This is a genomic window from Streptomyces sp. NPDC101118 (assembly GCF_044759445.1).
Classification (GTDB): domain Bacteria; phylum Actinomycetota; class Actinomycetes; order Streptomycetales; family Streptomycetaceae; genus Streptomyces.
The window spans coordinates 86,711-111,520 of sequence record NZ_JBIVZG010000024.1 but is presented as its reverse complement, the minus strand read 5'-3'; the positions used below and the strand labels follow the sequence as shown (position 1 = coordinate 111,520).

The 24,810-nt window shown below is 72.7% G+C and carries 25 protein-coding genes and 3 pseudogenes; 12 read left to right on the top strand and 16 right to left on the bottom strand.

What is annotated here, in order from left to right; genetic code table 11:
- Positions 1-249: 249 nt before the first annotated feature.
- Both ACIQUQ_RS30290 and ACIQUQ_RS30285 read right to left on the bottom strand, forming a co-directional pair.
- Positions 250-764, bottom strand: a pseudogene (locus ACIQUQ_RS30290) (NUDIX domain-containing protein).
- Positions 748-1,506 carry a hypothetical protein gene (locus ACIQUQ_RS30285; protein WP_403982260.1) on the bottom strand — a complete coding sequence of 253 codons (759 nt, stop codon included), beginning with the start codon at positions 1,504-1,506 and terminating at the stop codon, positions 748-750. The pseudogene ACIQUQ_RS30290 and the gene ACIQUQ_RS30285 overlap by 17 nt, the downstream one beginning before the upstream one ends.
- A 95-nt stretch (positions 1,507-1,601) precedes the next feature.
- On the opposite strand from ACIQUQ_RS30285, the gene ACIQUQ_RS30280 reads away from it, so the two are divergent.
- Positions 1,602-1,988, top strand: a complete 387-nt coding sequence (locus ACIQUQ_RS30280; RefSeq protein WP_403982257.1) for a hypothetical protein — start codon at positions 1,602-1,604, stop codon at positions 1,986-1,988.
- 22 nt (positions 1,989-2,010) lie between these two features.
- A pseudogene (locus tag ACIQUQ_RS30275) lies at positions 2,011-2,208 on the top strand (IS5/IS1182 family transposase); the annotation flags it as partial.
- Between the two features lie 88 nt (positions 2,209-2,296).
- On the opposite strand, the gene ACIQUQ_RS30270 reads toward ACIQUQ_RS30275, so the two are convergent.
- Positions 2,297-2,500, bottom strand: a complete 204-nt coding sequence (locus tag ACIQUQ_RS30270; RefSeq protein WP_403982254.1) for a cold-shock protein — start codon at positions 2,498-2,500, stop codon at positions 2,297-2,299.
- A gap of 202 nt (positions 2,501-2,702) precedes the next feature.
- On the opposite strand from ACIQUQ_RS30270, the pseudogene ACIQUQ_RS30265 reads away from it, so the two are divergent.
- Together ACIQUQ_RS30265 and ACIQUQ_RS30260 are read left to right on the top strand one after the other, a co-directional pair.
- Positions 2,703-3,090, top strand: a pseudogene (locus tag ACIQUQ_RS30265) (DUF6924 domain-containing protein).
- Positions 3,091-3,731: 641 nt separating this feature from the next.
- Entirely contained in the window at positions 3,732-4,673 is a 942-nt protein-coding gene (locus ACIQUQ_RS30260) for a hypothetical protein (RefSeq protein ID WP_403982251.1), read from the top strand.
- 279 nt (positions 4,674-4,952) lie between these two features.
- Here ACIQUQ_RS30260 and ACIQUQ_RS30255 read toward each other — a convergent pair whose 3' ends face one another.
- Both ACIQUQ_RS30255 and ACIQUQ_RS30250 read right to left on the bottom strand, forming a co-directional pair.
- Positions 4,953-5,615 (bottom strand): response regulator, encoded by a 663-nt coding sequence (locus ACIQUQ_RS30255; protein WP_403982248.1) that lies wholly within the window; start codon positions 5,613-5,615, stop codon positions 4,953-4,955.
- Positions 5,590-6,762: a sensor histidine kinase gene (locus ACIQUQ_RS30250; protein WP_403982245.1), complete on the bottom strand. Its 1,173-nt coding sequence runs from the start codon at positions 6,760-6,762 to the stop codon at positions 5,590-5,592. Before ACIQUQ_RS30250 ends, ACIQUQ_RS30255 begins: the two co-directional genes overlap by 26 nt.
- Positions 6,763-6,937: 175 nt before the next feature.
- On the opposite strand from ACIQUQ_RS30250, the gene ACIQUQ_RS30245 reads away from it, so the two are divergent.
- Positions 6,938-9,223, top strand: a complete 2,286-nt coding sequence (locus ACIQUQ_RS30245; protein ID WP_403982242.1) for an MMPL family transporter — start codon at positions 6,938-6,940, stop codon at positions 9,221-9,223.
- A gap of 128 nt (positions 9,224-9,351) precedes the next feature.
- On the opposite strand, the gene ACIQUQ_RS30240 is transcribed toward ACIQUQ_RS30245, so the two are convergent.
- Positions 9,352-10,332 (bottom strand): hypothetical protein, encoded by a 981-nt coding sequence (locus ACIQUQ_RS30240; protein WP_403982239.1) that lies wholly within the window; start codon positions 10,330-10,332, stop codon positions 9,352-9,354.
- 49 nt (positions 10,333-10,381) lie between these two features.
- Positions 10,382-11,413, bottom strand: a complete 1,032-nt coding sequence (locus ACIQUQ_RS30235) for a hypothetical protein (RefSeq protein WP_403982237.1) — start codon at positions 11,411-11,413, stop codon at positions 10,382-10,384.
- Positions 11,414-11,674: 261 nt separating this feature from the next.
- Here ACIQUQ_RS30235 and ACIQUQ_RS30230 point away from each other — a divergent pair, with 261 nt between their 5' ends.
- Both ACIQUQ_RS30230 and ligA read left to right on the top strand, forming a co-directional pair.
- Positions 11,675-11,896: a hypothetical protein gene (locus tag ACIQUQ_RS30230; RefSeq protein WP_403982234.1), complete on the top strand. Its 222-nt coding sequence runs from the start codon at positions 11,675-11,677 to the stop codon at positions 11,894-11,896.
- A 56-nt stretch (positions 11,897-11,952) separates the two neighbouring features.
- Positions 11,953-14,001 (top strand): NAD-dependent DNA ligase LigA, encoded by a 2,049-nt coding sequence (ligA, locus tag ACIQUQ_RS30225; protein WP_403982231.1) that lies wholly within the window; start codon positions 11,953-11,955, stop codon positions 13,999-14,001.
- A 77-nt stretch (positions 14,002-14,078) separates the two neighbouring features.
- Here the strand turns inward: ligA and ACIQUQ_RS30220 are convergent, their stop codons facing one another.
- On the bottom strand, positions 14,079-14,720 hold the full coding sequence (locus tag ACIQUQ_RS30220; protein ID WP_403982228.1) for a class I SAM-dependent methyltransferase: 642 nt from the start codon (positions 14,718-14,720) through the stop codon (positions 14,079-14,081).
- Positions 14,721-14,782: 62 nt separating this feature from the next.
- Entirely contained in the window at positions 14,783-15,130 is a 348-nt protein-coding gene (locus tag ACIQUQ_RS30215) for a hypothetical protein (protein ID WP_403982225.1), read from the bottom strand.
- Positions 15,131-15,331: 201 nt separating this feature from the next.
- Between ACIQUQ_RS30215 and ACIQUQ_RS30210 the strand changes: the two genes are divergently transcribed.
- A complete protein-coding gene (locus ACIQUQ_RS30210; protein ID WP_403982222.1) occupies positions 15,332-15,832 on the top strand; it encodes an MOSC domain-containing protein in 501 nt (166 codons plus the stop codon).
- Between the two features lie 10 nt (positions 15,833-15,842).
- On the opposite strand, the gene ACIQUQ_RS30205 is transcribed toward ACIQUQ_RS30210, so the two are convergent.
- Genes ACIQUQ_RS30205 through ACIQUQ_RS30195 form a run of 3 tightly spaced genes read right to left on the bottom strand, consistent with a single transcriptional unit; the run spans position 15,843 to position 19,695 of the window.
- Positions 15,843-16,619, bottom strand: a complete 777-nt coding sequence (locus ACIQUQ_RS30205; protein WP_403982219.1) for an alpha/beta fold hydrolase — start codon at positions 16,617-16,619, stop codon at positions 15,843-15,845.
- Positions 16,620-16,636: 17 nt separating this feature from the next.
- Entirely contained in the window at positions 16,637-18,916 is a 2,280-nt protein-coding gene (locus ACIQUQ_RS30200; protein ID WP_403982216.1) for a DPP IV N-terminal domain-containing protein, read from the bottom strand.
- Positions 18,917-18,969: 53 nt separating this feature from the next.
- Complete coding sequence (locus ACIQUQ_RS30195) at positions 18,970-19,695, bottom strand: DUF4097 family beta strand repeat-containing protein (protein ID WP_403982213.1); 726 nt, start codon at positions 19,693-19,695, stop codon at positions 18,970-18,972.
- 235 nt (positions 19,696-19,930) lie between these two features.
- On the opposite strand from ACIQUQ_RS30195, the gene ACIQUQ_RS30190 reads away from it, so the two are divergent.
- Both ACIQUQ_RS30190 and ACIQUQ_RS30185 read left to right on the top strand, forming a co-directional pair.
- Positions 19,931-20,503 carry a DUF6434 domain-containing protein gene (locus ACIQUQ_RS30190; protein ID WP_403982210.1) on the top strand — a complete coding sequence of 191 codons (573 nt, stop codon included), beginning with the start codon at positions 19,931-19,933 and terminating at the stop codon, positions 20,501-20,503.
- 94 nt (positions 20,504-20,597) lie between these two features.
- On the top strand, positions 20,598-20,765 hold the full coding sequence (locus ACIQUQ_RS30185) for a hypothetical protein (protein ID WP_403982207.1): 168 nt from the start codon (positions 20,598-20,600) through the stop codon (positions 20,763-20,765).
- Between the two features lie 109 nt (positions 20,766-20,874).
- Here the strand turns inward: ACIQUQ_RS30185 and ACIQUQ_RS30180 are convergent, their stop codons facing one another.
- Complete coding sequence (locus ACIQUQ_RS30180; protein WP_403982313.1) at positions 20,875-21,735, bottom strand: EamA family transporter; 861 nt, start codon at positions 21,733-21,735, stop codon at positions 20,875-20,877.
- Between the two features lie 130 nt (positions 21,736-21,865).
- Between ACIQUQ_RS30180 and ACIQUQ_RS30175 the strand changes: the two genes are divergently transcribed.
- Entirely contained in the window at positions 21,866-22,798 is a 933-nt protein-coding gene (locus tag ACIQUQ_RS30175) for a LysR family transcriptional regulator (protein WP_403982311.1), read from the top strand.
- Here ACIQUQ_RS30175 and ACIQUQ_RS30170 read toward each other — a convergent pair.
- On the bottom strand, positions 22,758-22,937 hold the full coding sequence (locus ACIQUQ_RS30170; RefSeq protein ID WP_403982204.1) for a hypothetical protein: 180 nt from the start codon (positions 22,935-22,937) through the stop codon (positions 22,758-22,760). The two genes, ACIQUQ_RS30175 and ACIQUQ_RS30170, sit on opposite strands and share 41 nt — an antisense overlap.
- Before the next feature lie 31 nt (positions 22,938-22,968).
- Positions 22,969-23,637 (bottom strand): DUF998 domain-containing protein, encoded by a 669-nt coding sequence (locus ACIQUQ_RS30165; protein ID WP_403982201.1) that lies wholly within the window; start codon positions 23,635-23,637, stop codon positions 22,969-22,971.
- A gap of 133 nt (positions 23,638-23,770) precedes the next feature.
- Between ACIQUQ_RS30165 and ACIQUQ_RS30160 the strand changes: the two genes are divergently transcribed.
- Entirely contained in the window at positions 23,771-24,388 is a 618-nt protein-coding gene (locus tag ACIQUQ_RS30160; protein WP_403982199.1) for a class I SAM-dependent methyltransferase, read from the top strand.
- A gap of 12 nt (positions 24,389-24,400) precedes the next feature.
- Here the strand turns inward: ACIQUQ_RS30160 and ACIQUQ_RS30155 are convergent, their stop codons facing one another.
- Entirely contained in the window at positions 24,401-24,796 is a 396-nt protein-coding gene (locus ACIQUQ_RS30155) for a hypothetical protein (RefSeq protein ID WP_403982196.1), read from the bottom strand.
- Positions 24,797-24,810 lie beyond the last annotated feature (14 nt).

Sequence of the window (24,810 nt, the reverse complement as noted above, 5' to 3'; positions counted from 1 at the left end):
GCCCGGCGGCGGAGGCGGTTTCGCGGGATTCACCTGACCGTGCTACGAGGCCACGGTCGACGTCACGGGGGGGGTGCTCGGTAAGCGGCCTGCGCTCGGCGAGGTTGTCGAGGCTGGCATCGGTGGTGTGGAGCAGCAGGCAGGTCCGGTCGAAGAGCGACGGGAGGGCAGGGACCGCGCCCCGAAAGGGTTCTCGTCGGCGCGTTCCCGGACCGAGCCATCCTCGGGGACTGCTGGCCAGGGCGACCCTCAGAGGACGGGCTGTCCGTCGTGGAGGTAGAGCGGCCGCTGGGACTGGACGGCCTGGAGGGCTGCGTTCAGGCGGGTGTGGGTCCTGTCTCCCAGGAGTTCTTGGGCCCGGGTCGGGGTCACGAAGGCTGCCTCTGAGAGTTCGTCGTCGTGGGGCCTGAGGTGCGCGGCCTGGTCGTCGTCGAGGGTGCCGGCGTCGAAGATGAAGGCGAGCTGGTCGTCCCAGGGGCCGTGCGGGGGGACCCAGTCGACGACCAACAGGGCCTGGAGGTTGATGTCGAGGTCGAGTTCTTCCTTCAGCTCGCGGGAGAGGGCCTCGTCCGGCGGCTCGTTGGCGCCTCCGCCATGCCGCCCGGGAGGTCCCAGCCGGGCTTGTAGGTGGGGTTCACCAGCAGCACGCGGCCGGACCGGTCCCGGATCAGGGCGTCCGCCGAGACGCGCTTGCGAGCCTGGGTGCGGTTGCCCTCGGCGAGGTACGCGTTCCAGGCCTGCGGGTCGTCAGGCGTGGGCCTCATGTGTGGTGCCTCTCCGGGGCGTGACGATGTCGGCCATCAGGAGCATTCTGGCCCGCCTGGCGTCGTCGAAGCGCACCAGGTACTGCTGGACGGGACGGTAGGCCCGGTGGGCTTCCAGGGCCCGACGGAGGTCGTCGAGTTGGTGGGCCACCCGTACCGAGCCGAGGGTGGGGCTGGTCGTGAGCAGGTCGTGGCCCACGTCCAGGGCTGCGTCCACATCGGCGCGGCGGAGGTGGGTGGCGGCCAGGGTGATGCGGCTCATGGCCAGGGAACGCGCGCGGCCGGACTCCCGTAGCGCGATGGCCTCCTCGGCGTGGTGGAGTGCGTCGTCGTAGCGGCCGAGGTCCTTGAGGACCAGGGCCGACTCGCTGGCGAACGCGGCGTGGTCGAACGGGCTGAGCCAAGGATGGCCGGCCGCCTCGGCGGGGGCGTCGAGCTCCCGGCGTGCGGCCTCCAGTGCCTGCTCGGCGGCGGGCCGCTGGGAGCAGGCGGCCAGCGCCCGCGCCTTCATCGTGTGGAGCCTGGCGGTGAGGGAGGGCGTACGGGGGCCGTGGGCCGCGAGGCCGAGTCCGGTCTCCGCCCAGCGGGCCGCGCCGACCGGATCGCCGGTCTGGAGGGTGAGGTGGCTGCTGCTGGCGGCGATGTTCGCCGCGAGCGGTGCGTCGCCGGAGGCCCGGGCAAGGGGCAGCGCGCGGGTGAGGTGGCGCAGGGCCAGCTCGTCGTCGGCCGAGTCGTGGGCCATCCAGCCGGCTCCATCTCGGTCAGGGCGGCCGCGGCCGCGAAGATCTGGGGGCCGCTGTCGGCGTCGACGAGGCGGGGTGCGATGTGGATGGTGAGGTGGCGTACGACGGCCTGGTAGAGGCGGCTGCCGCCGGTCTGGCGGTCCGCGCTGCGGAAGGCGTCGATGGCGGCCAGGTCGTCATCGTCTGCGGGCGGGACGTCGGGGGCCGGGTGCGGCGCGAGCGCGACCGGCTCGGGTTCCCAGGGGCGGCGGGCGAGTCCGAAGACGTGGCCGGGGATGTGGAAGCCGTCAGCGATCTGCTCGAAGAGCGACAGCTTCTCCACCCGGCTGTTGTTGTTCATGTAGTCGTAGACGCGGCCTTGGGTGATGTCCGCGGCGGCCGCGATCCGGCGGGTGCTGACGCCTCGGGCGTTCAGCAGCCGGAAGACGGCTCCGACGTCCCGCTCGGCGCAGGCCTTCAGCAGCCGCTGGTCGCCGAGTAAGCCCGTGAGGACGGCGCGCACCAACCGTCTGCGGCTGGGCAGTCGTGGCGGCCGCCCGCCCGCCTTCGACCGCGAGGCCTACAAGCAGCGGAACACCGTCGAGCGGTGCATCAACAAGCTGAAACAGTGGCGCGGCCTGGCCACCAGATACGACAAGACCGCCACCATCTACCTCGCCGGACTCCACCTCGCCGCCATCTTCATCTGGTCGGCAAGGTGATCCGCAGGAAACGGCCTAGGGCCCTTGCGACTTCGCCTGCAAGGCCGAAGGGCCCGCTGACGCGGGCCCGGCCAGCAGCAGAGCGAGGTCAGAGCGCGTGGACTTGCTGGGCCTGCGGGCCCTTCTGGCCCTGGCCGATCTCGAACTCGACCCGCTGGCCCTCATCAAGGCTCTTGTAGCCGTTGCCTTGGATCTCCGAGTAGTGCACGAACAGGTCCGGGCCTCCGCCGTCCTGCTCGATGAACCCGAACCCCTTCTCTCCGTTGAACCACTTCACACTGCCCTGAGCCATCCCAGATCCCTTTGCCTCGCGACCGCCCGCACACCGCCGGCGATACGCGCCGATCCTCCCCACACCCCGGAGAGAGAAACCCCAGCCAGAAATCACCACCCGAACGGACGCGACACAACAACCAAAGCGGCCACCGGCATGCTTCACATAGCTTCCGGCCCGGCACAATGCCCAGGCCCCGCCGACGACCGGAGACCGCCACGTGTCGACCCTGCTGGTCCGCACCGACTTCACCCAGCCCCACGCCTGGCAGACCCTTTGCCAGAGCGTCCAGACCCCCACTGCCGAAGGCTTCCAGGCTGACGTCGTCACCCTCGACGCCCCCCTACCGCGACCTCACCCCCGAGCAAGTGGTCCAACAGGCACCAGTCCACCGCCAGGACCGGCTCATCGCGATCGCCGACAGCGCCGCTCTCAGTGACACGGAACTGCCGCTTCTGATCATCGACCTCCTTGAGGAAGGCGCCCAGAACCTGCGGGTCATCGCCACCCGGCTCTGGTCGATCGACAACAACCTCTCCCTCGCCAACATGGACTACGAAGAATTCACCGACGCCGCCGACGACGACGGCGTATTCCGGGGCTTCTGACCCCAACCAGCAGCCAGCGGCGCGCTGCATGCCGGACGCAATCCCGCCGCAGGGTCGGACCTCGGCGTACGCCACAACCACCGTGGCGGTCCCCAGGGCAGTACGGAAGAACTCCGCGGGGGCGCCAGCCCCGCAAGCAGTCCCGCGTCGTGTCGAGGGCGAGGCGTCCTGGTCCTCCTGCCCGACTGACGGCGGCCATCTCGAACCCACCCTTCTCATCACGAAGTTGGGGAACTTCGGCGTGTGATGGGATCCCGTGTGGATCCGGCGTCGTGGGCGCTGGACCGACTGTGCCCGGCTGCCCGAAGGGATTGCTTGTGCAGCTCAGACGCTTCCTCACCTCCGCCATGACCATCGGCGCGTTAGCCGCCACCACGCTCGCCGCGGTTCCCGCGCAGGCCCGACAGGCCACCCCCGCCCTGCCCGGGAAAGACACCGTTGCGTCAGACCCCATCCGCGCATCTGCGGCAGTAGGCGACGCGCCCGTCGCCAGACCGGATGCCGGGGCCTCGTCGCTGCTGTCGGTCCGCTCGACGGTGACATCTTGCACGGCTCCAGAAGCCGTCGGCACCGGTGCCTGCCTGCGTTCTCTGCCGGCGACCGAGATACCCCTGTCCCGCGCAGGGTCCGTGCCGTCCGCGGTGACGGTCCCTGACTGGTGTGCGAAGGCGGTCAACAAGGTGCAGGGCCGGCGGGAGGCGGTCTGCCTGGTCAGCCCCATCCTCTACACGACGTACCGGACCATCGACGGCGTACGGAAGACGGTCGGAGAGGCCCGCTTCGACATCGTCAGCTACAACCACAGCAGCGCCTCCAGCCCGCGCTGGACCTACCAGGCGCAGGTCAACGTCAAGAGCGGCTGGGGCGAGGCCATGAGCGCCGGCATCAGCGGCCGCACGACGGTCTCGGGCCTGTGCCGCATCGTTTCCGCCACCTTCCCCCTCCAGCCGCTCTCCCCCGCGGGATCGACCAAGAACGGCGAGGCGACCTACGCGACCACCGCAACCTGGAAGGGAGCGATCGGCCGCTGCGCCACCATCTGGGCCTTCACCCTCACCAACCCCGGCTACCCCGACGCCGTCGGCGACCTCACACTCGATGAGTTCCGCTGCGACACCGCCACGCCGGGCCGCACCAGCACCGGCTGTGTGGTTCCCTGGTACGCCTCCGCCCTGATCTACCGCAAGAGCAGCACACCCCAGCTCGCCTCGCACATCACCCGCGCCCAGGGCTCAGGTCTGCCCGGAGCCACCTTCGCCCGCCCCCTGCACCGCTCGCTCGATCCGGACGTCTGGGCACGCAACCGCAAGCTGGCCTGCGCCGACGCCCCCAGCATCAGCGGCAAGTCCTGCGACGAGTACCCCATCGCCTCCGCCCGAGAAGGCCTCGGCTCCGGCGGCCAGCGCCGCTCCTTCCCCGGCTGCTCCCTCCCCCGTATCCCCTCCCGCACCGGCGGGACCGGGGCCAGCGTGTGCATGATCAGCCGCACAGAGCAGAGCGTGCAAGGCGGCACGAACACCCAGTTCTTCCGCCGCTGGCGCTACCTCGAAGGCGACCCCTTCCGCGTCCTCATCCGCCCCTAGGTCTATTGATCACGACCACCGTCCGTGGCTCTGCAGCGGCTTGCCGTCGGGATGAGAACCACCCCGACGGCATCGGGCGTCCGCCGGGAGAGCGGCGGCACCGAGCTCGAGGGGGAGCTCCTGACAGCGAAGCATGCCGGGCATACGGCATGTACTGGGTCCCCGTTCCAGCACCGTTGGCTGGGGCGCGTATCGAGTTCGTGATCATCGGGTGGTTCTGGTGAGGTCTTCCATCCGTGCGCTGATGTCCGGGCGGGGGCTCGCGGGACATGGCCCGGCTCAGGTTGCGGGGAGGATGCGGCGGGTTTCGTAGGCCCACATCGCTATCTCGACCCGGTTGCGGGCGCCGAGTTTGGCCATCAGGCTGGCCAGATGCGTCTTCACCGTGCTGAGGCTGATGTGCAGCGCATCGGCGATCTCGGTGTTGGTCAGCCCGCGGGCGACGGCCAGGAGCACCTGCTCCTCGCGGGTGGTGACGGGGGAGACCGGCTGGGCCACGGGCCGGCCGGCGGGCAGGTCCGCGAATGCCTGGAGCAGACGGACGGTGACGCTGGGGGCGATGAGCGCCTCACCGTCGGACGCCGACCGTACGGCCTGTGCCAGAAGGTCTGGTCCCGTGTCCTTGAGGAGGAATCCGCGGGCGCCTGCGCGCAGCGCGCCGTAGACGTACTCGTCGAGGTCGAACGTGGTGATGACCACCACGGCCAGCGGGTCGGCGACGCCCGGGCCGGCGACCAGCCGGGTGGCCTCGAGGCCGTCGATCACGGGCATGCGGATGTCGAACAGGCAGACGTCAGGGCGTAGTTCGCGGGCCAGGCGTACCGATTCGTGTCCGTCGGCGGCCTCGCCGATCACCTCGATGCCGGGCTGGGCGTTCAGCATGATCCGCAGTCCGGTGCGGATGATGGTCTGGTCGTCAGCGACGAGGACGCGGATGGGCACCGCTCTCGGTCCTCCCTCTCGGCAGTTCGGCTTCGACATGCCAGCCCTGGTCGGTGCCGGGACCGGCTCGTAGTGTGCCGCCGAGCAGGGCAGCGCGCTCGCGCAGTCCGGCAAGTCCGTATCCGGCACGGCCTCGGCCGGTGCGCTGGCCGTTGTCGCGCACGCTCACCCGTACCGTGTGCCGTTCGGCGGCGATCCGGACGACGACCTCGGTCGCTTCGACCGCATGGCGCATCGCGTTGGTCACCGACTCCTGCACAATGCGGTAGACGGCCGCGTCCACGGCCGGGGGCAGCGCGTCCAGTTCGCCGTCGAGTCCCAGGTCGACCCGGAGGCGCCCACCCGGCGTGCGCACCAGGCGCTCCAGATCCGCGACTCCGGCAGGGGGCGCCAGCTCGGCGCCGACGCCGCGGTCCCGCAGCGCGGCGACCATGGCGCGCATTTCCTCCAGCGTGCGGGCCCCTTCCTCCTCGACCTTCTCCAGCGCCTCGACGGCGGCGGACGGGTCGGTGCCCGCGAGCACCCGGCCCGCCTGGGCGATGATCACCATGGCCGACACGTGGTGGGCCACCGTGTCGTGCAGTTCCCGGGCGAGCTGCTCGCGCTCGCGGGAGCGCACCTGGTCCAGCAGCCGCTCGCGCGCGGTCACCCGGAACCGCACGGCAGCCCCGACCACGCCGGGCAGCAGCAGGAAGGCGAGGCCCACGACGTTCTGGACGACCGGGGTCTCGTACGTGACGGTCGCCAGGGTGCAGGCCGCGAGGATCACCGCGCCGCCGAGCACAATCTCCCGTCCCGATCCCCACCGGGGCAGGGCGTACACGAGCACGAGCACGACCACGTTGGTGTCCAGGCCGGCCGGGTCGCGCGGTGCAGCGGCGAGCGAGGCCACGTGAAGCAGCATCACCGAGCCGAACCCCAGCTCGACCATCGCCAGTGGGCGGGTCCGGCGCCACAGGGACAGCAGGCACAGCCATACGGCGAACACCACCGCCACCGGCCGCCACACGACGTCCTCGCGCAGAGTGGCCTCCAGCGCCACACCGCCGAGGCCCACGGCGAGCAGCGCCCAGTCCTGCCACACCCGGGCGGGCGCGTTGGGCGGCCGGGGTTCGGTCCAGAGGGTTCGCAGGTCGTCTCGTGGCACGGTTCTCAGCCTAGGCGCCGCGCCGTGCTGCGCATCGGCCGAAAGAACGGGGCGTCACCCCGCCCTGGGGCCCACGGATCTGCGGCCCGCGGGCCGATGCCGCAGAGCGCCGTGGCGACGAGCCTCGGCATCGGCGGCCGTACAAGGACGGCCACCGAGGTGGTTGGAGGACCCGATGCTCTCGAATGCCCTGTTGCGCCTGGGCGCAAGCGCCGCCCGCCATCCCTGGCGGGTGATCGCGGCATGGCTGGTCGCCGCCACGCTTGCCGTCCTCGCCGCGATCGCCTTCGGCGGGCGGACCGCGGACTCGATGACCGCTCCGGGGCTGGACTCCCAACGAGCCGCGGAACTGATCGAGCGGGCCGGCACCGGCCAGGAGGGGATGACCGCCCAAGTGGTCGTCACCCCCCTCGACGGCGGTGCGACGTTCTTCGACAACGGCAGCGCGCGCACCGCTCTCGCGCGGCTGCAGACCGAGGTGAAGCGGCTGCCGCACGTGCTCGGCACGAGCGATCCGGCGGGGGCACTCGCCGCACGCGGGGACACCGCCGTGCGCGGCGGCCTTGTCTCGGCCGACGGGCGGATCGCGGTCGTCCGGGTGCAGTATCCCGACCAGAGCCGCCTGTCGGCCGAAGACCTCCACGCCCTCGTCGGTCTCGGCGACCGGCTGCGCGCCGAGCTGCCGCTGCGCATCGAGATGGGCGGGAGCCTCTTCTACGCCTTCTCCGACCCCAACGGCGGCGTGAGCGAGCTGATCGGCCTCCTCGCTGCGGCCGCGATCCTGTTCCTGGCGTTCGGTTCGCTCGTCGCCGCCGCGCTGCCGATCGGCATGGCGGTCTTCGGGCTGACCATCGGGGTTGCCACGATGACGGTACTGGCGGGGGTGACGGACGTCCCGACCTTCGCCCCCGTCCTGGGCAGCATGGTCGGGCTCGGAGTGGGCATCGACTACGCGCTGTTCGTGCTCGCCAGGCACCGGGAGTACCTCGCGGGCGGGCTCGATCCCCACGAGGCGGCGGGGCGTGCGGTGGCCACGGCGGGGCGGCCCGTGGTCTTCGCCGGTGGCGTCGTCGTCGTATCGATCCTCGGCCTGGCGGTCGCGAACGTGCCGTTCATGACGGTGGGCGGGTTCGCCGTCTCGATCGTCGTTCTGACGATGGTGGTCGCGTCGGTGACGCTTCTGCCGGCCTTCCTCGGCGCCGCCGGCGCACGCCTGGCCCGGGCCGGCCGGATCGGCCGGGCTCTGCAGAGCAGGCGGCTGGGCCGGCTCGCACGGCGGCGGGACGCGGTGGCGGGTGCTGCTCCCGCCACCGGTTGGCGGCGCTGGATCGGGCACGTCAGCCGGCACCCGGCGCTGTACGCGATCGGCGCGGCGGGGCTGCTGCTGACCGCGACGCTGCCCGTGCTCGGCCTGCGCGTCGGGCTGCCCGACGACGGCTCACAGCCCCAGAGCCGTACCGAGCGCCGCGCCTACGACCTCGTCGCCGAGGGGTTCGGCCCGGGCACCAACGGTCCCCTCGTCATCGCCGCGGACCCCGCCGGTGATCCGGGAGTGCTGGACCGGCTCGTCGCAACGGTCGCGGCGGATCCGGGTATCGCATCCGTCGCGCCGGCGCGCATCGACCGGGCCACCGGCATCGCGACCCTCGTGGTGTTCCCGACCACCAGCCCTCAGGACAAGGCCACGGCCGACACCATCACCCGGCTGCGCACCGGCGTCCTGCCGACGGCGATCGGGCACGGCCCGGCGAGGGCCCACGTCGGCGGCGCCGCCGCGAGCCTGTCCGATGTGGGCCAACGCACCAGCCAGCGCCTGCCGGTGCTCGTCGCCGCCGTGCTGGCGATGTCGTTCCTGCTGCTGATGCTGGTCTTCCGCTCGGTACTCGTACCGCTCAAGGCGGTACTGCTGAACCTGCTGAGCATCGGCGCGGCCTACGGCATCATGGTCGCCGTCTTCCAGTGGGGCTGGGGAGGCGCACTCATCGGGCTGGAAGCGACGGTTCCGATCGTGTCGTTCATCCCGATGTTCCTCTTCGCCATCCTGTTCGGCCTGTCGATGGACTACGAGGTGTTCCTCCTCTCCCGCGTACGCGAGGAGTACCTGCGCACCGGCGACAACGGCACGGCGATCGTCGAGGGCATCTCAGGCACCGCCCGGATCATCACCTCGGCCGCCCTCATCATGGTGGCGGTCTTCCTGTCCTTCGCCGTCGCCGAGGACCCGTCCACCAAGATGTTCGGGCTCGGTCTGGCCACCGCGATCTTCATCGACGCCACTGTCGTGCGCATGGTGCTGGTTCCGGCGACCATGACGCTCCTCGGCCGGACCAACTGGTGGCTGCCGAGGTGGCTGGACCGGATGCTTCCCCGTGGCCCGGTCGGAACCGACGGCACCGACGGCACCGACGCGGACGCGGATGCCACGGGTGAGGCCCCTCGGCCACGGCTGGCTGACCGTTGACTCAACTGCTGCCGGAACGGCCACACCCGCGGCACCTGTCAGTAGCCGGGCCGGCCTGCCCGCCTTGAAGGGGCGGGCCGGACACGGAACGCCGCCGTCCTGTCTGCGGTTGCGGTGTGGGGTGGGGTTCAGCAGACGGGGACGGACCAGTCGGTGTTGGTGGGTGGTGTCTGGCCGGGCGCGTCGCCGTTCATAAAGGCGTTGGCGGCCGCGTAGTAGCTGCCGTTCCACGGGCTGGTGACGATCCGGTACCACCAGCCGTCGTCCCTGGCGGATTCGATCTCGGGCGCGTACACCCGGCATTCGACCTCGACCCAGGTGTGGGCCGGGATCCGCTCGCCGGGTCCCCTGGCGCCGTGGGCGTCGAGGAAGGCGGGCGCGCCGTGCCTGCCGGTCTGCTCGCTGATCGTGCGCTTGGCGGGCTTCGTGGGCTCGGTCGGGGGTGGCGTCGTCGGCGGGGGCGGCGGGGGCGGCGGCTCGGGGGCCCTGGACGTCGAGGGGGGCGGGGGCGGGGGCGTCGTGGTCGCGGGGGGCGTGGTGGGGGCCGGCGGGGCGGTGGGCTCGGGAGCGTACGTCGGCAGCGGGCCGGCGGCCAGGATCCGCTCGATGGTGCAGTCGGGAACGCGGATCTGCTCGGTGGTGGGGATGAGCGCGGAGTAGATCCAGCCGGTCCGGCCGGGGTGCGGGCTGCCGTCGGCCTGGATCACGTAGAACCACCGCTTGTGGGTGGCGGGGTAGCCCTGGGGCGCGGTGGTGTCCTTCAGGCACCACATCTGCACGGCGGCGGCGTCCTCGAGGAACTCCACGCCCTGGCAGTCGTGGGCGCCGGCAGGCGCGAGGCCGGGGCAGGGGCGGATCTTGACGGGGTCGCCCGGGCTGTCCGTCTTCACCCGGCTCAGCCCGGAGGTCCGGCTGACCTCCGGGAACGGCAGCGCGGTGTTCCCGGCGACCGCGAGGCCGCCGTTCCTGCTGTCCTGGTGCTGCTCGGAGCTGCCAGCGAGGTAGCCGATGCCCGCGGCGGTGACGGCGATCGCGGTGGCAGCCGCGGCGCTGAGCACCAGGGTGCGGGACTTCTTCGGGGGCGGGGCGGACCGGGAATCGGATGCCATGGGGCGCTTCCCTTTCGCTGGTACGTCGTGCGGACGCGGTAGGGGCGGGTCAGCAGGCCGGGAGGGAGTCCCTGCCGGTGTCCACGTAGACGCCGGGGATCCAGCCGGTCACGGGATCGGTGATGCGGTACCAGATGCCCTTGGCGTCCCGCTCCTTGGCGGTGGCGGGGCCGGGGTAGGCGGGGCCGGCACCGATGGTGCGGCCGTCGGATTCTTGGCAGGTCACGGTGATCGCGTCGGTGCGGTTGAGCGTGCCGATCCGCTGGGGGGAGGGGTCGTCCCGGCGGTACGAGGAGGACACGTTGACGGTGTCGGCCGTCGACCCGCCGCCCCCTCCGTCGTCGGACCACGCCACGTGTGCGCTGAAGATGCTGCCCGGGGGCCGGCTCGTCTTCGCGGGGGCACTGGGGCCGGGGCTCTGCTTTGGGTCCTTGGTGGTGCCGGGCCGGCCCGTGGCCGGCCCGGTGGCCTTGGTTCCCGCCGACTGCGACGGTCCGGTCGGGCCTACGGGAGGCTGGGCGCCGTCGTTGCGCTGGTTGAGGTAGAGGTTGATCTCGATCGACCCGAGGACCAGGGCCGCCGTGGCCAGCAGCACGGCGGCCCCCACGACGGGCTTCGACTTCCGCCACGGCCGCTTCGGCCTCGTGGTCGGCGTGTCCAGCGTGACCATCGGGTCAGGGGCTGGGGTGGGGGTGGCGGTGGGGGTGGGCGCCGCGGGCGCCTGCTCCTGCTGCGGCGCCGGCGCGAAGCGCTCCCCCGGGTCGCCGCCGCACCCGCGGTACGCGTCGGCCCACAGCCGCACGAAGGCGGTGACGTTCTCGACGCCCTGGTGCTCGGCGCAGATCCGGACCACGAGCTCGACCTTGGGCCAGTCCGGGCGCGTGTCGGGCACCTGCGGGGCCAGCAGCTGTGCGAAGGCGGACTTGGAGTAGCCGCGCAGCCCGGGGACCTTCTTCGCGATCTCAAGGCTCCGGTCGGGCAGCTCTTCGAAGACGGGCCCGCCTTCACGCAGTGTCCGCAGCGCGGTGCGGTAGCCCTTCCAGCCGTCCGCCTCCGCTAACTGTTCCCGCCAAGTCGCCATCCCTGCGGCCCCTTTCGCCACCGTCCAGGAGACCAGCATCCCGCACGGCCGGGATGCCCCGTTCAGTGGCCATTGCACCCTGATGTCGATCTTGTTCATCTGGCATGCATTCATACCGGTTGACCTGGGTGGACGTTGCCCAGGGCAGGTCGGGAAAATCCAGGAACGATCTTGCTCTCGAAGTGCACGTGGCGGCGGGATTGGCTGAGGGCAGATCGCTTCGGACGGAGCGGTCCGGGGACCAGAGAGGACCAGCCACCGATGGCCGTCAACAACCCTCCCGCGCAGGACCCGACGACGACCGAGAAGGTCATGGCGATCATCATCGCCATCCTCTGCGGGGTCGTCGCCGCCCTCGTCGCCTACATGCTCATCCGCCACCTCGGCGGCACCGCGCTCGTCGGGGTCGGCTGCTCCGGCGGCTCCTTCGCGACCACGATGGGCATCGTCGCCTACATCGAGAAGGAGCTCGGCGTCCTCTGACACCTTCGGCCGGCGCTGCCGGGGCGTTGTCAGTGGGGGGCGGGATGATGACCTTCATGACCGAAAACAGTGCCCTGCTCTCTCCTGCCGCCTACGTGGAGGCCGTGACCGTCGCCGTGGCGGCGTCGGCCGCGTACTACGGCGACGGGACCACCCCGCTCGGCGACGACGAGTACGACGGGCTGCTGCGCTCCATCGCGGCCTACGAGGAGGCCCACCCGGACGAGGTGCTCGCCGAGTCGCCGACCGGGAAGGTGGCGGGCGGGGCCGTGCAGGGCGACGTGCCGCATTCGGTGCCGATGCTTTCCCTCGACAACGTCTTCGACGCCGACGAGCTCGCCGAGTGGGCCGCGGGGCTGGAGCGGCGTCTCGGCCGCCCGGTGGCCGGGTGGTGCGTGGAGCCGAAGCTCGACGGCCTGGCGGTGGCCGCCCGGTACCGGGGTGGCCGGCTCGTCCAGGTCCTCACCCGGGGCGACGGCCTGGCCGGCGAGGACATCACCCACGCCGCCGACGCCGTCCTTGGTCTGCCGCCGGTGCTCACCCAGCCGATCGACGTCGAGCTGCGCGGCGAGGTCCTGCTGACGACGGCGCAGTTCGAGGAGGCCAACCGGATCCGCCTCGCCCACGAGGCCACGCCGTTCGCCCACCCGCGCAGCGGGGCGGCCGGCACGCTGCGGGCCAAGGACCGCCCGTACCGGATCGAGTTGACCTTCTTCGCCTACGGCGCGATCGGCCTGGACGACCTCGGCCACCTCGAACTGCTGGAGAACCTGGCCGTGCTCGGCGCGAACACCGCCGCCAGCACGGCCGCCGCCCCCGCGCGGTACGAGACCCTGGAGCAGGTGCAGGAACGTATCGACGTGATCGCCGGCCTGCGCGGCGACCTGCCGTTCGGGATCGACGGTGTCGTCGTCAAGGCCGACACCGCCGAGGACCAGCGGCAGGCCGGCAACGGCTCGCGCGCCCCGAGGTGGGCGGTGGCCCGGAAGCTGGCGGCCGAACACAAGGTGACGCGCCTGCTGGCGGTGGAGTGGAACGTCGGCCGGACCGGGATCATCGCCCCGCGCGCCGTCCTGGAGCCCGTGGTCATCGACGGGGTGACGGTCACCTACGCGACGCTCCACAACCCGGCCGACATCACCCGCCGGGGGCTCATGATCGGCGACCAGGTCTTCGTGTACCGGGCCGGCGACGTGATCCCCCGGGTCGAGGCGCCCCTGGTCGACCAGCGCACCGGCGCCGAGAGCCCGATCGCCTTCCCCGAGACGTGCCCCCGCTGCGGCGACACGATCGACACCACCGAGCAGCGGTGGCGGTGCGTGCGCGGCCGGAGCTGCCAGGCCGTGGCCTCGGTGATCTACGCGGCCGGACGGGACCAGCTCGACATCGAAGGCCTCGGCGGCACGCGCGCGATCCAGCTGGTGGAGGCCGGTCTGGTCAAGGACATCGCCGACCTGTTCACCCTGACCCGCGAGCAGCTCCTCGGCCTGGAGCGGATGGGTGAGACCAGCGCCACCAACCTCCTGGCCGCGATCGAGACCGCTCGCGGGGCCGCGTTGAGCCGCGTGTTCTGCGCCCTCGGCGTCCGCGGCACCGGGCGCACGATGTCCCGCCGGATCGCCGCGCACTTCGGCTCGATGGCCGCGATCCGGGCCGCCGACGCCGACACCCTGGCCGGGGTCGACGGCATCGGGACGGAGAAGGCCCGCGTCATCGCGGCCGAACTCGTCGAACTCGCCCCGCTCCTCGACAAGCTCCAGGCGCAGCGGGTCGGCACGCAGGTGACCGAGCCGCAGAAGCCCGCGACCGAGGTGGGCGAGGGTGCGGAACCGGCGGGTGGGCCGCTGGCCGGTCAGGCCGTCGTGGTGACCGGCTCCATGACCGGTGCCCTCGCGGAGCTGTCCCGGAACGAGATGAACGAGCTGATCGAGCGGGCCGGCGGAAAGGCGTCGTCGTCGGTGTCCAAGCGCACCACCCTCCTGGTGGCGGGTGAGAAGGCCGGCTCCAAGCGGACCAAGGCCGAGGAACTGGGGATCCGCATCCTCGACCCCGAGGAGTTCGCCGCCCTCGTCTCCGAGCTCCTTCCCCCGGCTGTGTCGTCCTGATCCCCGGCTCGGGAGCGGTCCGACCGGCGTCGTCCAGCACGGTCGGCGCGACCCGCCGGCAGATCCGAGCGGTCGGATCAACCGGTACGGGGGACCGCTCTCCCCAGGAGGTGGGCGTCCAGGTAGCCGCGTTCCGAGGCGGGGTCGTGGAGGAGCTGGGCCACGGGGGTGAGGCCGGCGGCGGTCAGGAGGGCGGTGAAGCGGGCGGCCGGCCAGGCGTAGGCGGGGGTCACCTTGTGGTCGAAGCGGACCGGGTCGGGGGCGTCGGTGGCGAAGAAGGAGACCAGGAGCAGGCCTCCGGGTGCCAGGGCGCGTACCTGCTCGGCGATCAGCGCGGGCAGTTCCCCGGGCGGGGTGTGGATCATCGAGTAGTGGGCCATCACGCCGCCGAGGGTGTGGTCCTCGACCGGGAGGGCCTCCATGCGGGCCTCGTCGAACTGCAGGTCCGGGTGGGAGCGGCGGGCGTGGGCGATCATGGCCGGGGAGAGGTCGAGTCCGAAGGCGTCCAGTCCCAGGCCGTGCAGCATGGCCGTCAGGTGGCCGGGGCCGCACCCGACGTCGGCTGTGCGGAGGTTGCCCGTCGCGCGGACCAGCTCGGCGAACGTGCCGACCATGGCGCGGGCGAACGGTCGCGTTTCCAGCTGGTCGGCGAACAGCGACGCGTACAGCTCGACGACGTCGTCGTAGGCCGCTCTCGTGTCCTCCTGGTGCTCCCCCATGGGAGGGAAGCTAGCAGGGGGAACGCTCCGCACCGACGCGGGTGGTGGTCCGGGCGGGGTGGTCAGTGGACGACGGTGAAGCTGCGCCAGGGGAGGGTGTCCGGGGCGGTGACGTCGGACATGCTGGTGGCGACGTAGGTGCCGGGGGCCTTGTCCGACTTCTGACAGCCCGGGGTGCGGTACAGGACGATGTCGACGAGCGTGTTGTTCTCCACGTGCGCGGCGCCGCGCGGGAGGGCGATCCTGTGGCAGCCCTGGACCGGCGTGTTGCTGTAGGTCAGTTCGACCGGCGAGTCGTGGGCGCGGAAGCTGAGGGTGCCCACGGTGGTCCTGTCGGCGGAGCACGCGGTGGCGGTGAGCAGCAGGACTGCCGCTCCGGTGATGACCCCGAAACGCCGGTGGTGGGACATGGCTCGGTCCTCGTCTGTGCGGTGTGCCGTTGACCGCAGCCTGACGTGGTGGGCGCGGACCGGCATCCGCTGCGCGGCCGCGTGGATGACACCGGGGCGGCGGGCTTCAGCCGTTCGGGGGTGTTTGGCGGGTTGGTGGCACCGGTGGGTGGCCCTCGGGCGTTGAGCCGCGCGGTGCGGTCTCGGTGGTGAGGAGTGGTCTTGTACGACGGGGTCGTCGGCCGGGTGCTTCGGCGTGATGCCGGGGACCGGGACGGGAGGGAGCTGCGGACGCGGGTCCGGCTGCTGGCCGGGGTCGGGGTCGAGGGCGACCTCGGTGTGCGGGGTGCCTCGCGGCGGCGTCGGCGTGGCGTCGGGCAGGTCCACCTGCTGCCGGCGGAGGTCCTGGACGAGTTCGCCGAGGCCGGGCACGAGCTGGAGCCGGGAGAGCTCGGCGAGAACGTCACCACGCGCGGCATCGACCTCGCGCGGCTTCCGCTCGGCACCCGCCTGCAGCTCGGGGCGCACGCCGTCGTCCGCCTCGACGGGGTGCGGGGCATCGACGGCGTGCGCCTGGAGGTGTTCCCCCGTGGTGGGGAGGGGCGGGTGGTGCGGCGGGCCGGGGTGATGGCCGTGGTCGAGGCGACCGGCTTCCTCAGTCCCGGGGATGCGGTTCGCATCCGGCTTCCCGGCCTGCCGTACCGGCCGCTGCCGTCCGCCTGACCCGGGAGGGTCAGTTGGTGAAGAAGGCGGTCAGGGCGGGGGCCAGGGCGTGGGGGTCGACGTTGTGGTCCTGGTCGGGGAGGGTCTGGTGGCGGCCGGGGAGGGCTGCTGCCGCGTTGCGGATCCAGGGGTCGCTCGCGCCTCCGTCGAGGACGAGGAGGTGCGGGGCGAGGGAGTCCCAGCGGCCGGGCGGGAGCGGGTGGCCGGACATGGTGCCGGCCATGACCCGGGCGTCGTACGGGAGGGTGTGGGCGAGCGCCTCCATGCCGGCCCAGAAGGGGGCCTGGCGCATGCCCTCGACCATCTCGGCGGGGACCCCGACTCCGCGGGTGAGGAAGTAGGCGACCGCGTCGGAGCGGGCGCCGGCCGCGACGAGGGCGGTGAGGTGGTCGGTGTAGTCCTCGGGGACCGGGGGGCGGGTGTCGTCGACGACGAAGGGCGGCTCGTACACGGAGAGGCGGGAGATCGCGCTGCCGCGGGCGGCGGCCTCCAGGCTGAGGACGGCGCCCGAGGACATGCCGTGGACGAAGGCGGTTCCGCCGGCGAGGCGGATCAGGGCGTCCAGGTCCTCGATCTCGCGCTGGACGTCGTACGGGGCGGTGTCGCCGCTGTCGCCCCGGCCGCGGCGGTCGTACGTGATGACCTCGAAGTGCCCGGACAGCAGGTCCGGCAGGTCGCCGAAGTCGCCGCGGCGCTGGAACGCGCCGCCGACGAGGATCAGGGCCGGGCCCTGTCCGGTCCGCTCGTAGGCGATCTTCGTGCCGTCCGAGGAGAGCGTGTGGTTCATCTTCTGCCTTTCTGGTCTTACGTGAAGAGGCCGGGGCCCAGGGGGATGCGGGCCGGGCGGTGGGTGGGCGGTGTGGTGCCCACGAGGGCGGTCACCAGGAAGTCCCAGGAGCGTTTGCGGACGTAGGCGAGGTGGTCGATGAGGGTGTGCTCGGCGCCGGGGACGAGGAGGAGTTCGAAGTCCTTGCCGGCGGCGACGAGCCGGTCGGCGAGGCGGAGGGTGTGGTGCGGGTGGACCTGGTCGTCCATTTCACCGTGGACGAGGAGGAGTCTGCCGGTGAGGTGGTGGGCCCGGTCCAGGCTGGAGGTGCGGGACCAGGCGTCGGGGGCGTTCGCGCCGTCGTAGCTCTCGACGAAGCCCGCGTTGAAGTGGGGGGCGTCGTGGGAGCCGGAGAGGGCGACGCCGGCGCGGTAGACGTCGGGGAAGTCGAACATCGCGCGGGCCGCGGCGAATCCGCCGCCGGAGTGGCCGAGGACGCCGACCCGGTCGAGGTCCATCCAGGGCCGGGTGCCGGCCAGCTGGTGGAGGGCCGCGACGTGGTCGGTCAGGTTGCCGGCGTCGGCCAGGCGGCCGTGGGACGCGTCGTGGAAGGCCTTGTCACGGCCGGGGGTTCCGCGGCCGTCCAGGGCGATCACGACGAAGCCGAGGGCGGCCAGGGGTTCGGCGTCGAGGCCCATGGCACCGGGGTCGAAGGCCGGGGAGACCCGGTTGACCTGCGGGCCGGGGTAGATGTTGTCCACCACCGGGTAGCGCTGGGCGGGGTCGAAGCCGTGCGGCCGGTGGAGGACGCCGTAGATGTCGGTGACGCCGTCGGCCGCCTTGACGCGGAAGCGCTCCGGCGGGGTCCAGCCGGTGGCGGTGAGGCGGGTGGTGTCGGCGCGTTCCAGGTGCACCAGGACCCGGCCGGTCCAGTCGCGGACCGTCGTGACGGGGGGCGTGTCGACCGTGGAGGCCGAGTCGATGAAGTAGGTGTGGTGGCCGTCGGCGGGCAGGGTGACCGTGTGGTCGAGGGCGTCGCCGGTGATCCGGGTGAAGTCGGTGCCGTCCAGGGCGGCGCGGCAGACGGTGCGCCGGTACGGGTCCTCGGCGACGAGGCCGGAGGCGGTGAAGTACACGGCGCGTTCGGTCCCGTCCACGCGCAGGATGCGGCGGACCGCCCACGGTCCGGAGGTGATCCGGTTGAGCAGCTCGCCGGTGTGCAGGTCGTAGCGGTAGAGGTGGCCCCAGCCGTCGCGCTGCGAGTACCAGAGGACCTCGTCGGCCAGGGTCCGTACGATCGGCGGCTCGTAGGCCCACTGGTTGGGTTCGACCCGGGTCGGGCCGGTCTCGGCGAGGACCGTGGTGACCTCGCCGGTGGCCGGGTCCATCCGGTGCAGGGTGAGCGTGCGGAGGTCGCGGGGGCGGTCTAGGTAGTAGACCGCCGAGCCGTCCTCGGCCCACCAGGCCCACTGGGTCATGACGGGTGACAGCTGGGGGGCGAGCAGCGGTTCGGCCCGGGCGGGGACGGCGGTCCCGTCGGTGACGTCCAGGACGACGAGTTCGGCGAGGGGCAGGTGGGGGTCGCCGGGGTGGGCGTAGCGCTGGGTGTGGGTGCGGGGCGCGCCGCCGTCGGCGGGGTGGGCCTCGACGAGGTGGGTCAGGCGGACGCGGCGCTCGTCGGTCCGGTGCGTGAGCACCTTCGTGGAGTCGGGCGACCAGGCGGCCGCGGGCATCAGGTGCGGCAGGCCGAGCTTGCGCATCAGGGTGGCGTTGGCCGTGCTGGCCGGTCCGGTGCCGTAGGCGTGGTCGGGTTCGCCGTCGGTGGTCAGGGGCCATTCGCGGCCGTCGGCGAGGGAGCGGGCCCACAGGTCGTGGCCGCGCCGGGAGACGGCGAGCCTGCCGTCGGGCGAGAGGACTTCGAGGGGGTTGGCGGGCGGGGTGAACGCGGTGCGCTCGCAGACGTAGGGGTCCGGTCCGTCGAGCCGGCAGCGCCAGAACGCGCCGAAGGCGTCGAACTCCGCCGTGCCGGCGGTCAGCCGGAGGGTGGTGAAGGGGAGGGCTTCGGGGTCGGCCGGGTGGCCGGAGGCTGCGGTCAGGGCGGTGGCGAGGCGGGCGTGGTCGAAGGCTGGCTCGCGGGTGCCGTCCGCGGGGTCGACGCGTACGAAGTGCTTGCCGGCGCCGTTGTCCACCGCGTACCAGAAGCGGGCGCCCTGGTCGGTCCACTGCGGGGTGACCCTGTCGCCGACGACCAGTTCGCCGGGGCGGGCGGGGCGGCTCAGGAGCCGCTCCGCCGCTCGGTAGTTCTGGGGGGTGCTCATGCTCGGGGTTCGTCCTCGGGTGGGTGGTGGGGTCCGGGGGATTCGCGGCTCTTTCAGTTGGCGCGGGCGGTGATGTCGCCGTACGAGGTGGTGGCGTGGATGGTCAGGGCGGCGGCGGAGCCTTCGGTGTTGGCGAGGCTGTTGTGGATCCGGCCGTAGGAGGTGCCGGCGTCGAGGGTGGCCGAGACGCCGCGGGCGGCGCCGACGGTCACGTCACCGGCGTCGGTGCTGAGGCGGACCGTGCCGCGCACGGCCTCGGCGATCATCAGGTTGCCCTTCTGGGTACGGATCTCCGCCGGGCCGCCGAGGCGGCCGACCGCGATGTCGCCGGCCTGGAGGGTGATGCGGCCACCCGCGGTCTCGTCGAGCTTGACCGAGCCGTGGGCGCTGTCGTACTCGACCTCGCCCAGGCGGCCGACGGCGCGGAACTCGGCGGACGCGGTCTTCGCCCGCAGGTGGGAGCCGGCCGGCAGGTGGACGGTGACCTCGACGGAGCCGGGGTTGCCGAGCATCCGGACGCTGTCCTCGGGGGCCTCGATGCGGAGGACGCCGTCGGCGTAGGTGACCTGGACGGCTTCGGCGGCCTTCACGTCGCGGCTCTTCGAGGCGTCCGCGGGCAGGACCTCCACCGTCGTGGTCGTCTCGTTCGCCTCGTTCGCCTCGTTCGCCTCGTTCGCCTCGTTCGTCTTGTCCGACTCGTCCGTGGCCACGAAGCGGATGCGGCCCGCGGGGACGTTCAGGAGGGCGGAGAGCGGGGCGGTGGTGTCGAACTGCTGCATGACTGCTCCTTGATCGTGTCGGGCGCCGGCCCCTTTGGCCCGCTTGTTTCCGACAACGCAAAAGCTACGTTGTGTTCACGGATTCAGCAACGCGCTTGTTGCGATGGAGTTCAGTTTTTGCAGGTCAAAGTGGGTAAATCGTTGCGTTGGCTTTGTAGGTTAATGCAACTTGCATGGGGCTTGCGTTGCAATGATGGTGAGGTTAACGCCACGCAGGCGGTTGCTAGAATGGAATGTGCGTTCGAATGACGGAGACAGTGGTGCGGGCCGCCCGGTGCTCAGCTCCGCGCTGACCGGGGCCGAGCTGGGGCGGTGGTACTGGACCCTGGCCGAGCTGACCGGGCTGGCCCGGGAGCTCGGCGTACCGCGCGGGGGCGGGAAGGCCGTACTCACCGAGCGGCTGCGCGCCGTACTCGACGGGGAGCCGGTGCCCGCGGAGGTGCGGGGCCGGCGGCCGGGCGGGCGGCAGTTGGCGGCCCCGGTGGACGCCGGCACGGTGATTCCGGACGGGCAGCGGTGCAGCCAGGTGCTGCGGGAGTTCTTCCTGCGGGAGATCGGGCCCGGGTTCCACTTCGACGCGCACATGCGGGCCTACGTCGCCGAGAGCGCGGGGCGCACCCTGGGCGACGCGGTCGCCCACTGGCACGCGACGCGCGCCGAGGCGGCGCTGCCGCAGGAGATCGGCGCCCAGTTCGAGTTCAACCGCTATCTGCGCGACTGGCACGCCGCCCACCCGGCCGGCAGCCGCGAGGAGGCCCTTGCGGCGTGGCGCGACCACCGGGCGGCTCCGCGGTCCGTGGACGGCTAGGCCTTGTCCTTGGGGTCAGGCCGCGGCGGAACTTCAGCGCGTGGGATGCCCGGGCACACCCGGCCCGCCCCATGACCGTCACCCGGGCACCGTCGTGCGCCACGGGTACGGCAACTACATGGGCGGCTACGAGGTCGTCGTCTACGCGACGGCCGACCCCCGCACCGGTGTCGCGCCCGCCTACCTGCGGTACCTCTTCCGGCACTGCGTCGAGGCCCGCTGCGGGCACATCCTGACCTTGGTCTTCGCCGCCTCCAGGTGACCGGGGTCCCTGTGGGATGCGCGCCGTTCGTCGCGGACCATCGGCCGCGCCGGCGTGCGGGCTCGGGGAGGGACTCGCGGCCTGGGACGACGTCCACCCGGGTCGTGGTTCAGCCGCGGGCGCGGGGCGGGGACGGGAGTTGGCCCGCGGCGATGGCGGCCAGGGCCAGGGCGAAGCCCGCGAGCTGGGCGGGGCTCAGGGTCTGGCCGAGGAGGGCGGCGCCGAGGGCGGCCGCGACCAGCGGCGAGAGCAGGACGAGGACGGCGGCGCCGGTGACGGACAGGGTGGTGATGCCCCGGAACCACAGGACGAAGGCGAGGAGACCGCCGACCAGGCCCAGCCAGAGGTAACCGAGGACGGCACGCGCGTCCACGGCGGGGGGCGCGCCCTCGGCGAGCAGCACGACCGGCGCCAGGAACACTCCCCCTGCGGTGAGTTGCCACCCCGTGAAGGCGGTGGCGCCGACTCCCGCAGGGCGCCCCCAGCGTTTGGTGAGCGTCACGCCGAGTGCCATCGAGGCTGCGCTGCCCAGGCCCGCCAGGACCCCCACGGCGTCGAGAGCGGCGTCCGGGCCGATCGCGACCAGGCCGACTCCTGCCATGCCCGCCACGCCCCAGCCCAGCCGCCACACGGACCGGCGTTCGTGGAGGACCGCCACCGCCAGGACGGCGACGACGAGCGGCTGGGCGGCCGCGAGGGTGGCGGCCACACCGCCCGGCAGGCGTTCGGCCGCGACGGCGAGCAGCGGGAAGGTGAGGCCTATGTTCAGCACGCCCAGCGCCGCGGCCTTCGGCCACCACGCCCCGCGCGGCAGGGTCCGGCCGACGGCCAGCGCGATCAGGCCGGCGGGCAGCGCCCGCAGGAGGCCCGCGAACAGCGGGTGCCCGGGCGGCAGGAGTTCGGTGGTGACGACGTAGAACGTGCCCCAGGACAGCGGGGCGAGTGCCGTCAGCGCTGTGAGTCCCGCCATGGAGGTGCCGTTCGTCCGCAGCGCCTGGGGAATCGTCGTGTGGGGAGACATGACCGGAGTCTCGGTCGGGCGCGATCGATGAGTCCAACACATGCTTGTCAGCCCATCGATCTCGATCCACGATGGATGGGTGGAGCTCCAGCAGATGCGCTACGTCCTTGCCGTCGCCGAGACGAACAGCTTCACCCGGGCCGCCGAGCGCTGTCTGGTCGTCCAGTCCGCCCTCAGCCACCAGATCGCCCGTCTGGAACGGGAACTCGGGGCGAAGCTCTTCGAACGCACCAGCCGCCGGGTCCGGCTGACCCCGGCCGGCGCGGCGTTCCTGCCCGCGGCCCGTCAGGCCGTGGAAGCCGCCGAACGGGCGGCCGCCGAGGTCGCCGCGGCGGTCGGCGAAGTCCGCGGAAGGCTGTCCGTGGGACTGATCCCCACGGTCGCCGCGGCCGACGTGCCGGGGGCGCTGCGCGAGTTCCGCCGGCGCCACCCGCACGTGCGCATCGGCCTGCGGGTGGGGGCCAGCGACGAGCTGACCGAGCAGGTCCGGGAGGGGGTCGTGGACGTGGCGTTCCTCGGGCTGCCCGCCACGTCGCAGCCCCGCGGCGTGGCCGCCCACGAGCTCGGCCGGGACCGTCTCGTCGCGGTGGCCGCACCGGACCATCCGCTCACCGCCGAGCCGGCGGTCGACCTCCGCAGGCTGTCCTCCGAGGTGTTCGTGGACCTGCCGGCCGGAACCGCCGGACGGCTCCAGTCCGACCAGGCCTTCGCGGCCGCCGGCCTCACCCGGGAGGTGGCCTTCGAGGTGAACACCGCAGACTCGCTGATGGCCCGGCTCGTCGGTGCAGGCCTCGCCGTGGCGCTGCTCCCCGCCGCCTACGCGCCGACGCTCGATGGGGTGACCGTCATCGAGGTCACCGACGCCCCGACCCGCGTCGAGCACGTCGTCTGGAGCCTCGCCGGGCGCCCGCCCGCGGCAACCGCGTTCCTCTCGGTGCTCGGCATCCCCGGAACGCGCCCCGCGCCTGTCCCTAGTGGTACGGCATCGGTTCGGCGTTCGGGTCGAGGGTGACGGACGGGCGGCCGAAGGATTCGAAGTCGGTCAGGACGCGGTCGAGCAGCGTGGTCACGATGATGCGGACCAGCTCGCCGTGGCTGCGAGTGCGGCACGGGACGTGCCTCCGTCGGGCCTGCTCGCTCCACGCGGCCATCCGGATCCCCCCTTGATCGGAAAAGCTCGATCTAACTCCGGTCGGTGAGGAGGCGGGCCGTGACAGCGGTCAGGTACGTCAGGCCCAGGGCGGCCGCGGCGGTGAAGGACAGGACCGTGGCGGAGGAGCCGGCGAAGCCCGCGAGGACGGCGAGCGGGACCAGGCGGGAGGCCAGGGCCCAGCTGCGGTGGCCGCGGGCGGCGAGGGAGCGGGCCAGGACGAGGAAGGCGGCACACAGGGCGAGGTAGCCGATCATGCCGCTGGCCATGTGGACGGCGCCGTGGGTGCTGAGCCGGGTGGAGTCGGGGCTGCCGGCCGGGAAGCCTGCGCCCGCGTCGGCCGGGAAGACCGCGGCCGCGAGGAAGGAGGCGCCGAAGACGGCGACCAGGCGCGGGGCCCAGGTGCCGCCGGGCGTGGTGCGGAGCAGGCGGTGGAGGCCGGTCGCGGCTGCCGTGAGCAGGACGGCGGCGAGCAGGAAGTTCGCCGTCTGGATCCAGCCGTGGGTGCCGAGGGCGAGCTGGCTGATCGCGTTGCGGGTGAAGTCGAAGCCGTCGCGGGCGAGGCCCTGTGCGACGCCCGCGGCGAGGAAGAGCGGGCCGGCTGCCAGGCCTCCGGTGAGGAGGAGGCGGGTGCGGGTGCCGGGGGTGGGGGTGGATTCGGTGTGGGGGGTGGGGTTGGTGGTGGGGGTTGAGGTGGTCATGCGGGTGCCTCCTCGGCCGGGTCCGGGGGATGTCTGCGCGTCGGTGTTCCGGTGGGTAGACCCCGTGCGGTGCGCGAACTCATCGGTGGGGAGCGCGGTTTCCGGCTGGAGAGGCTGATTGGGGTGCTGCGTCATGACGACAGCGAGGCGGCGGATGGCGGCGGCGTTCGACGGGCTGGCCGAGGCGTACGACGACGCGCACCACGACGGGATCGCGCGGGCGCTGGTCGGGTGGCTGGCTCCGGGCGGGGGTGAGGCCGTGGCCGATGTGGCGTGCGGGACCGGTGCGGTGGCGCTGGCCGTGGTCGCGGCGGGTGGTGGTGAGGTGCCGGTGCTCGCGGTGGACCTGTCGGCCGGGATGGTGGCGGCGGGCCGGGCGCGGGGGGAGCGGGCCGGGGTCGGCGGGGCGGTCGACTGGCGGGTGGGACCGGCGGTGCCCCTGCCGGTCGCGGACGGTGCCCTCGACGTGGTGCTGTGCGCGTCCTCGCTGCACTTCCTGGGGGCGGCTGCGCTCGACGACTGGTTGCGGGCGGTGCGGCCCGGCGGGCGGGTGGGGTTCACCCTGCCGGTCGCGTCGCGGTTCCGGCCGGGTGGGGTGTTCGCCGAACTGGTGGCGGGGGACCTGGGTTTGCCGGAGACCGCGGAGGACGGGTGTCGGCTCGCTGCTGCGGCGGGGTTCGCCGGTCCTGCAGGCCGGCTGCTGTCCGTAGGGGACCGGGCCGTGGTGATGGTGCGGGCCCGGGTTCCCTGAGCGGGTGTCCGTTCAGGCGCGGGCCCGGCGGGCGCGGGAGGCCGTGATGACGGTGAGGCCGGCGGTGGCGGCGAACGTGGCGACCGTGGTCATCCCGACGCCGATGACGAAGAGGCCGCTGCCGTCGTCGGACCAGTCGTAGAACGAGGCGACGGTGAGGCCGGCGGTGGTGCCGACGATCGAGGCCACGACCAACTGGCGGCGGGCTGAGGCCCAGACGACCGCCGTGAGGGTCAGGACCAGGCCGATCACCTGCCAGGCCTGGTACGGGCCGCTGACCGAGCCGTCCGGGGCGACGTCGCGTACCTGGTCCCAGCCGAGCCAGACCGCCCAGGCGCCGACGGCGAGGCCGGCCAGGAGGGGGGTGGACATCAGGTCGCGGGGGAGGCTGTGGAGTCGAGTGCTCATGGGGATCAGTGTTC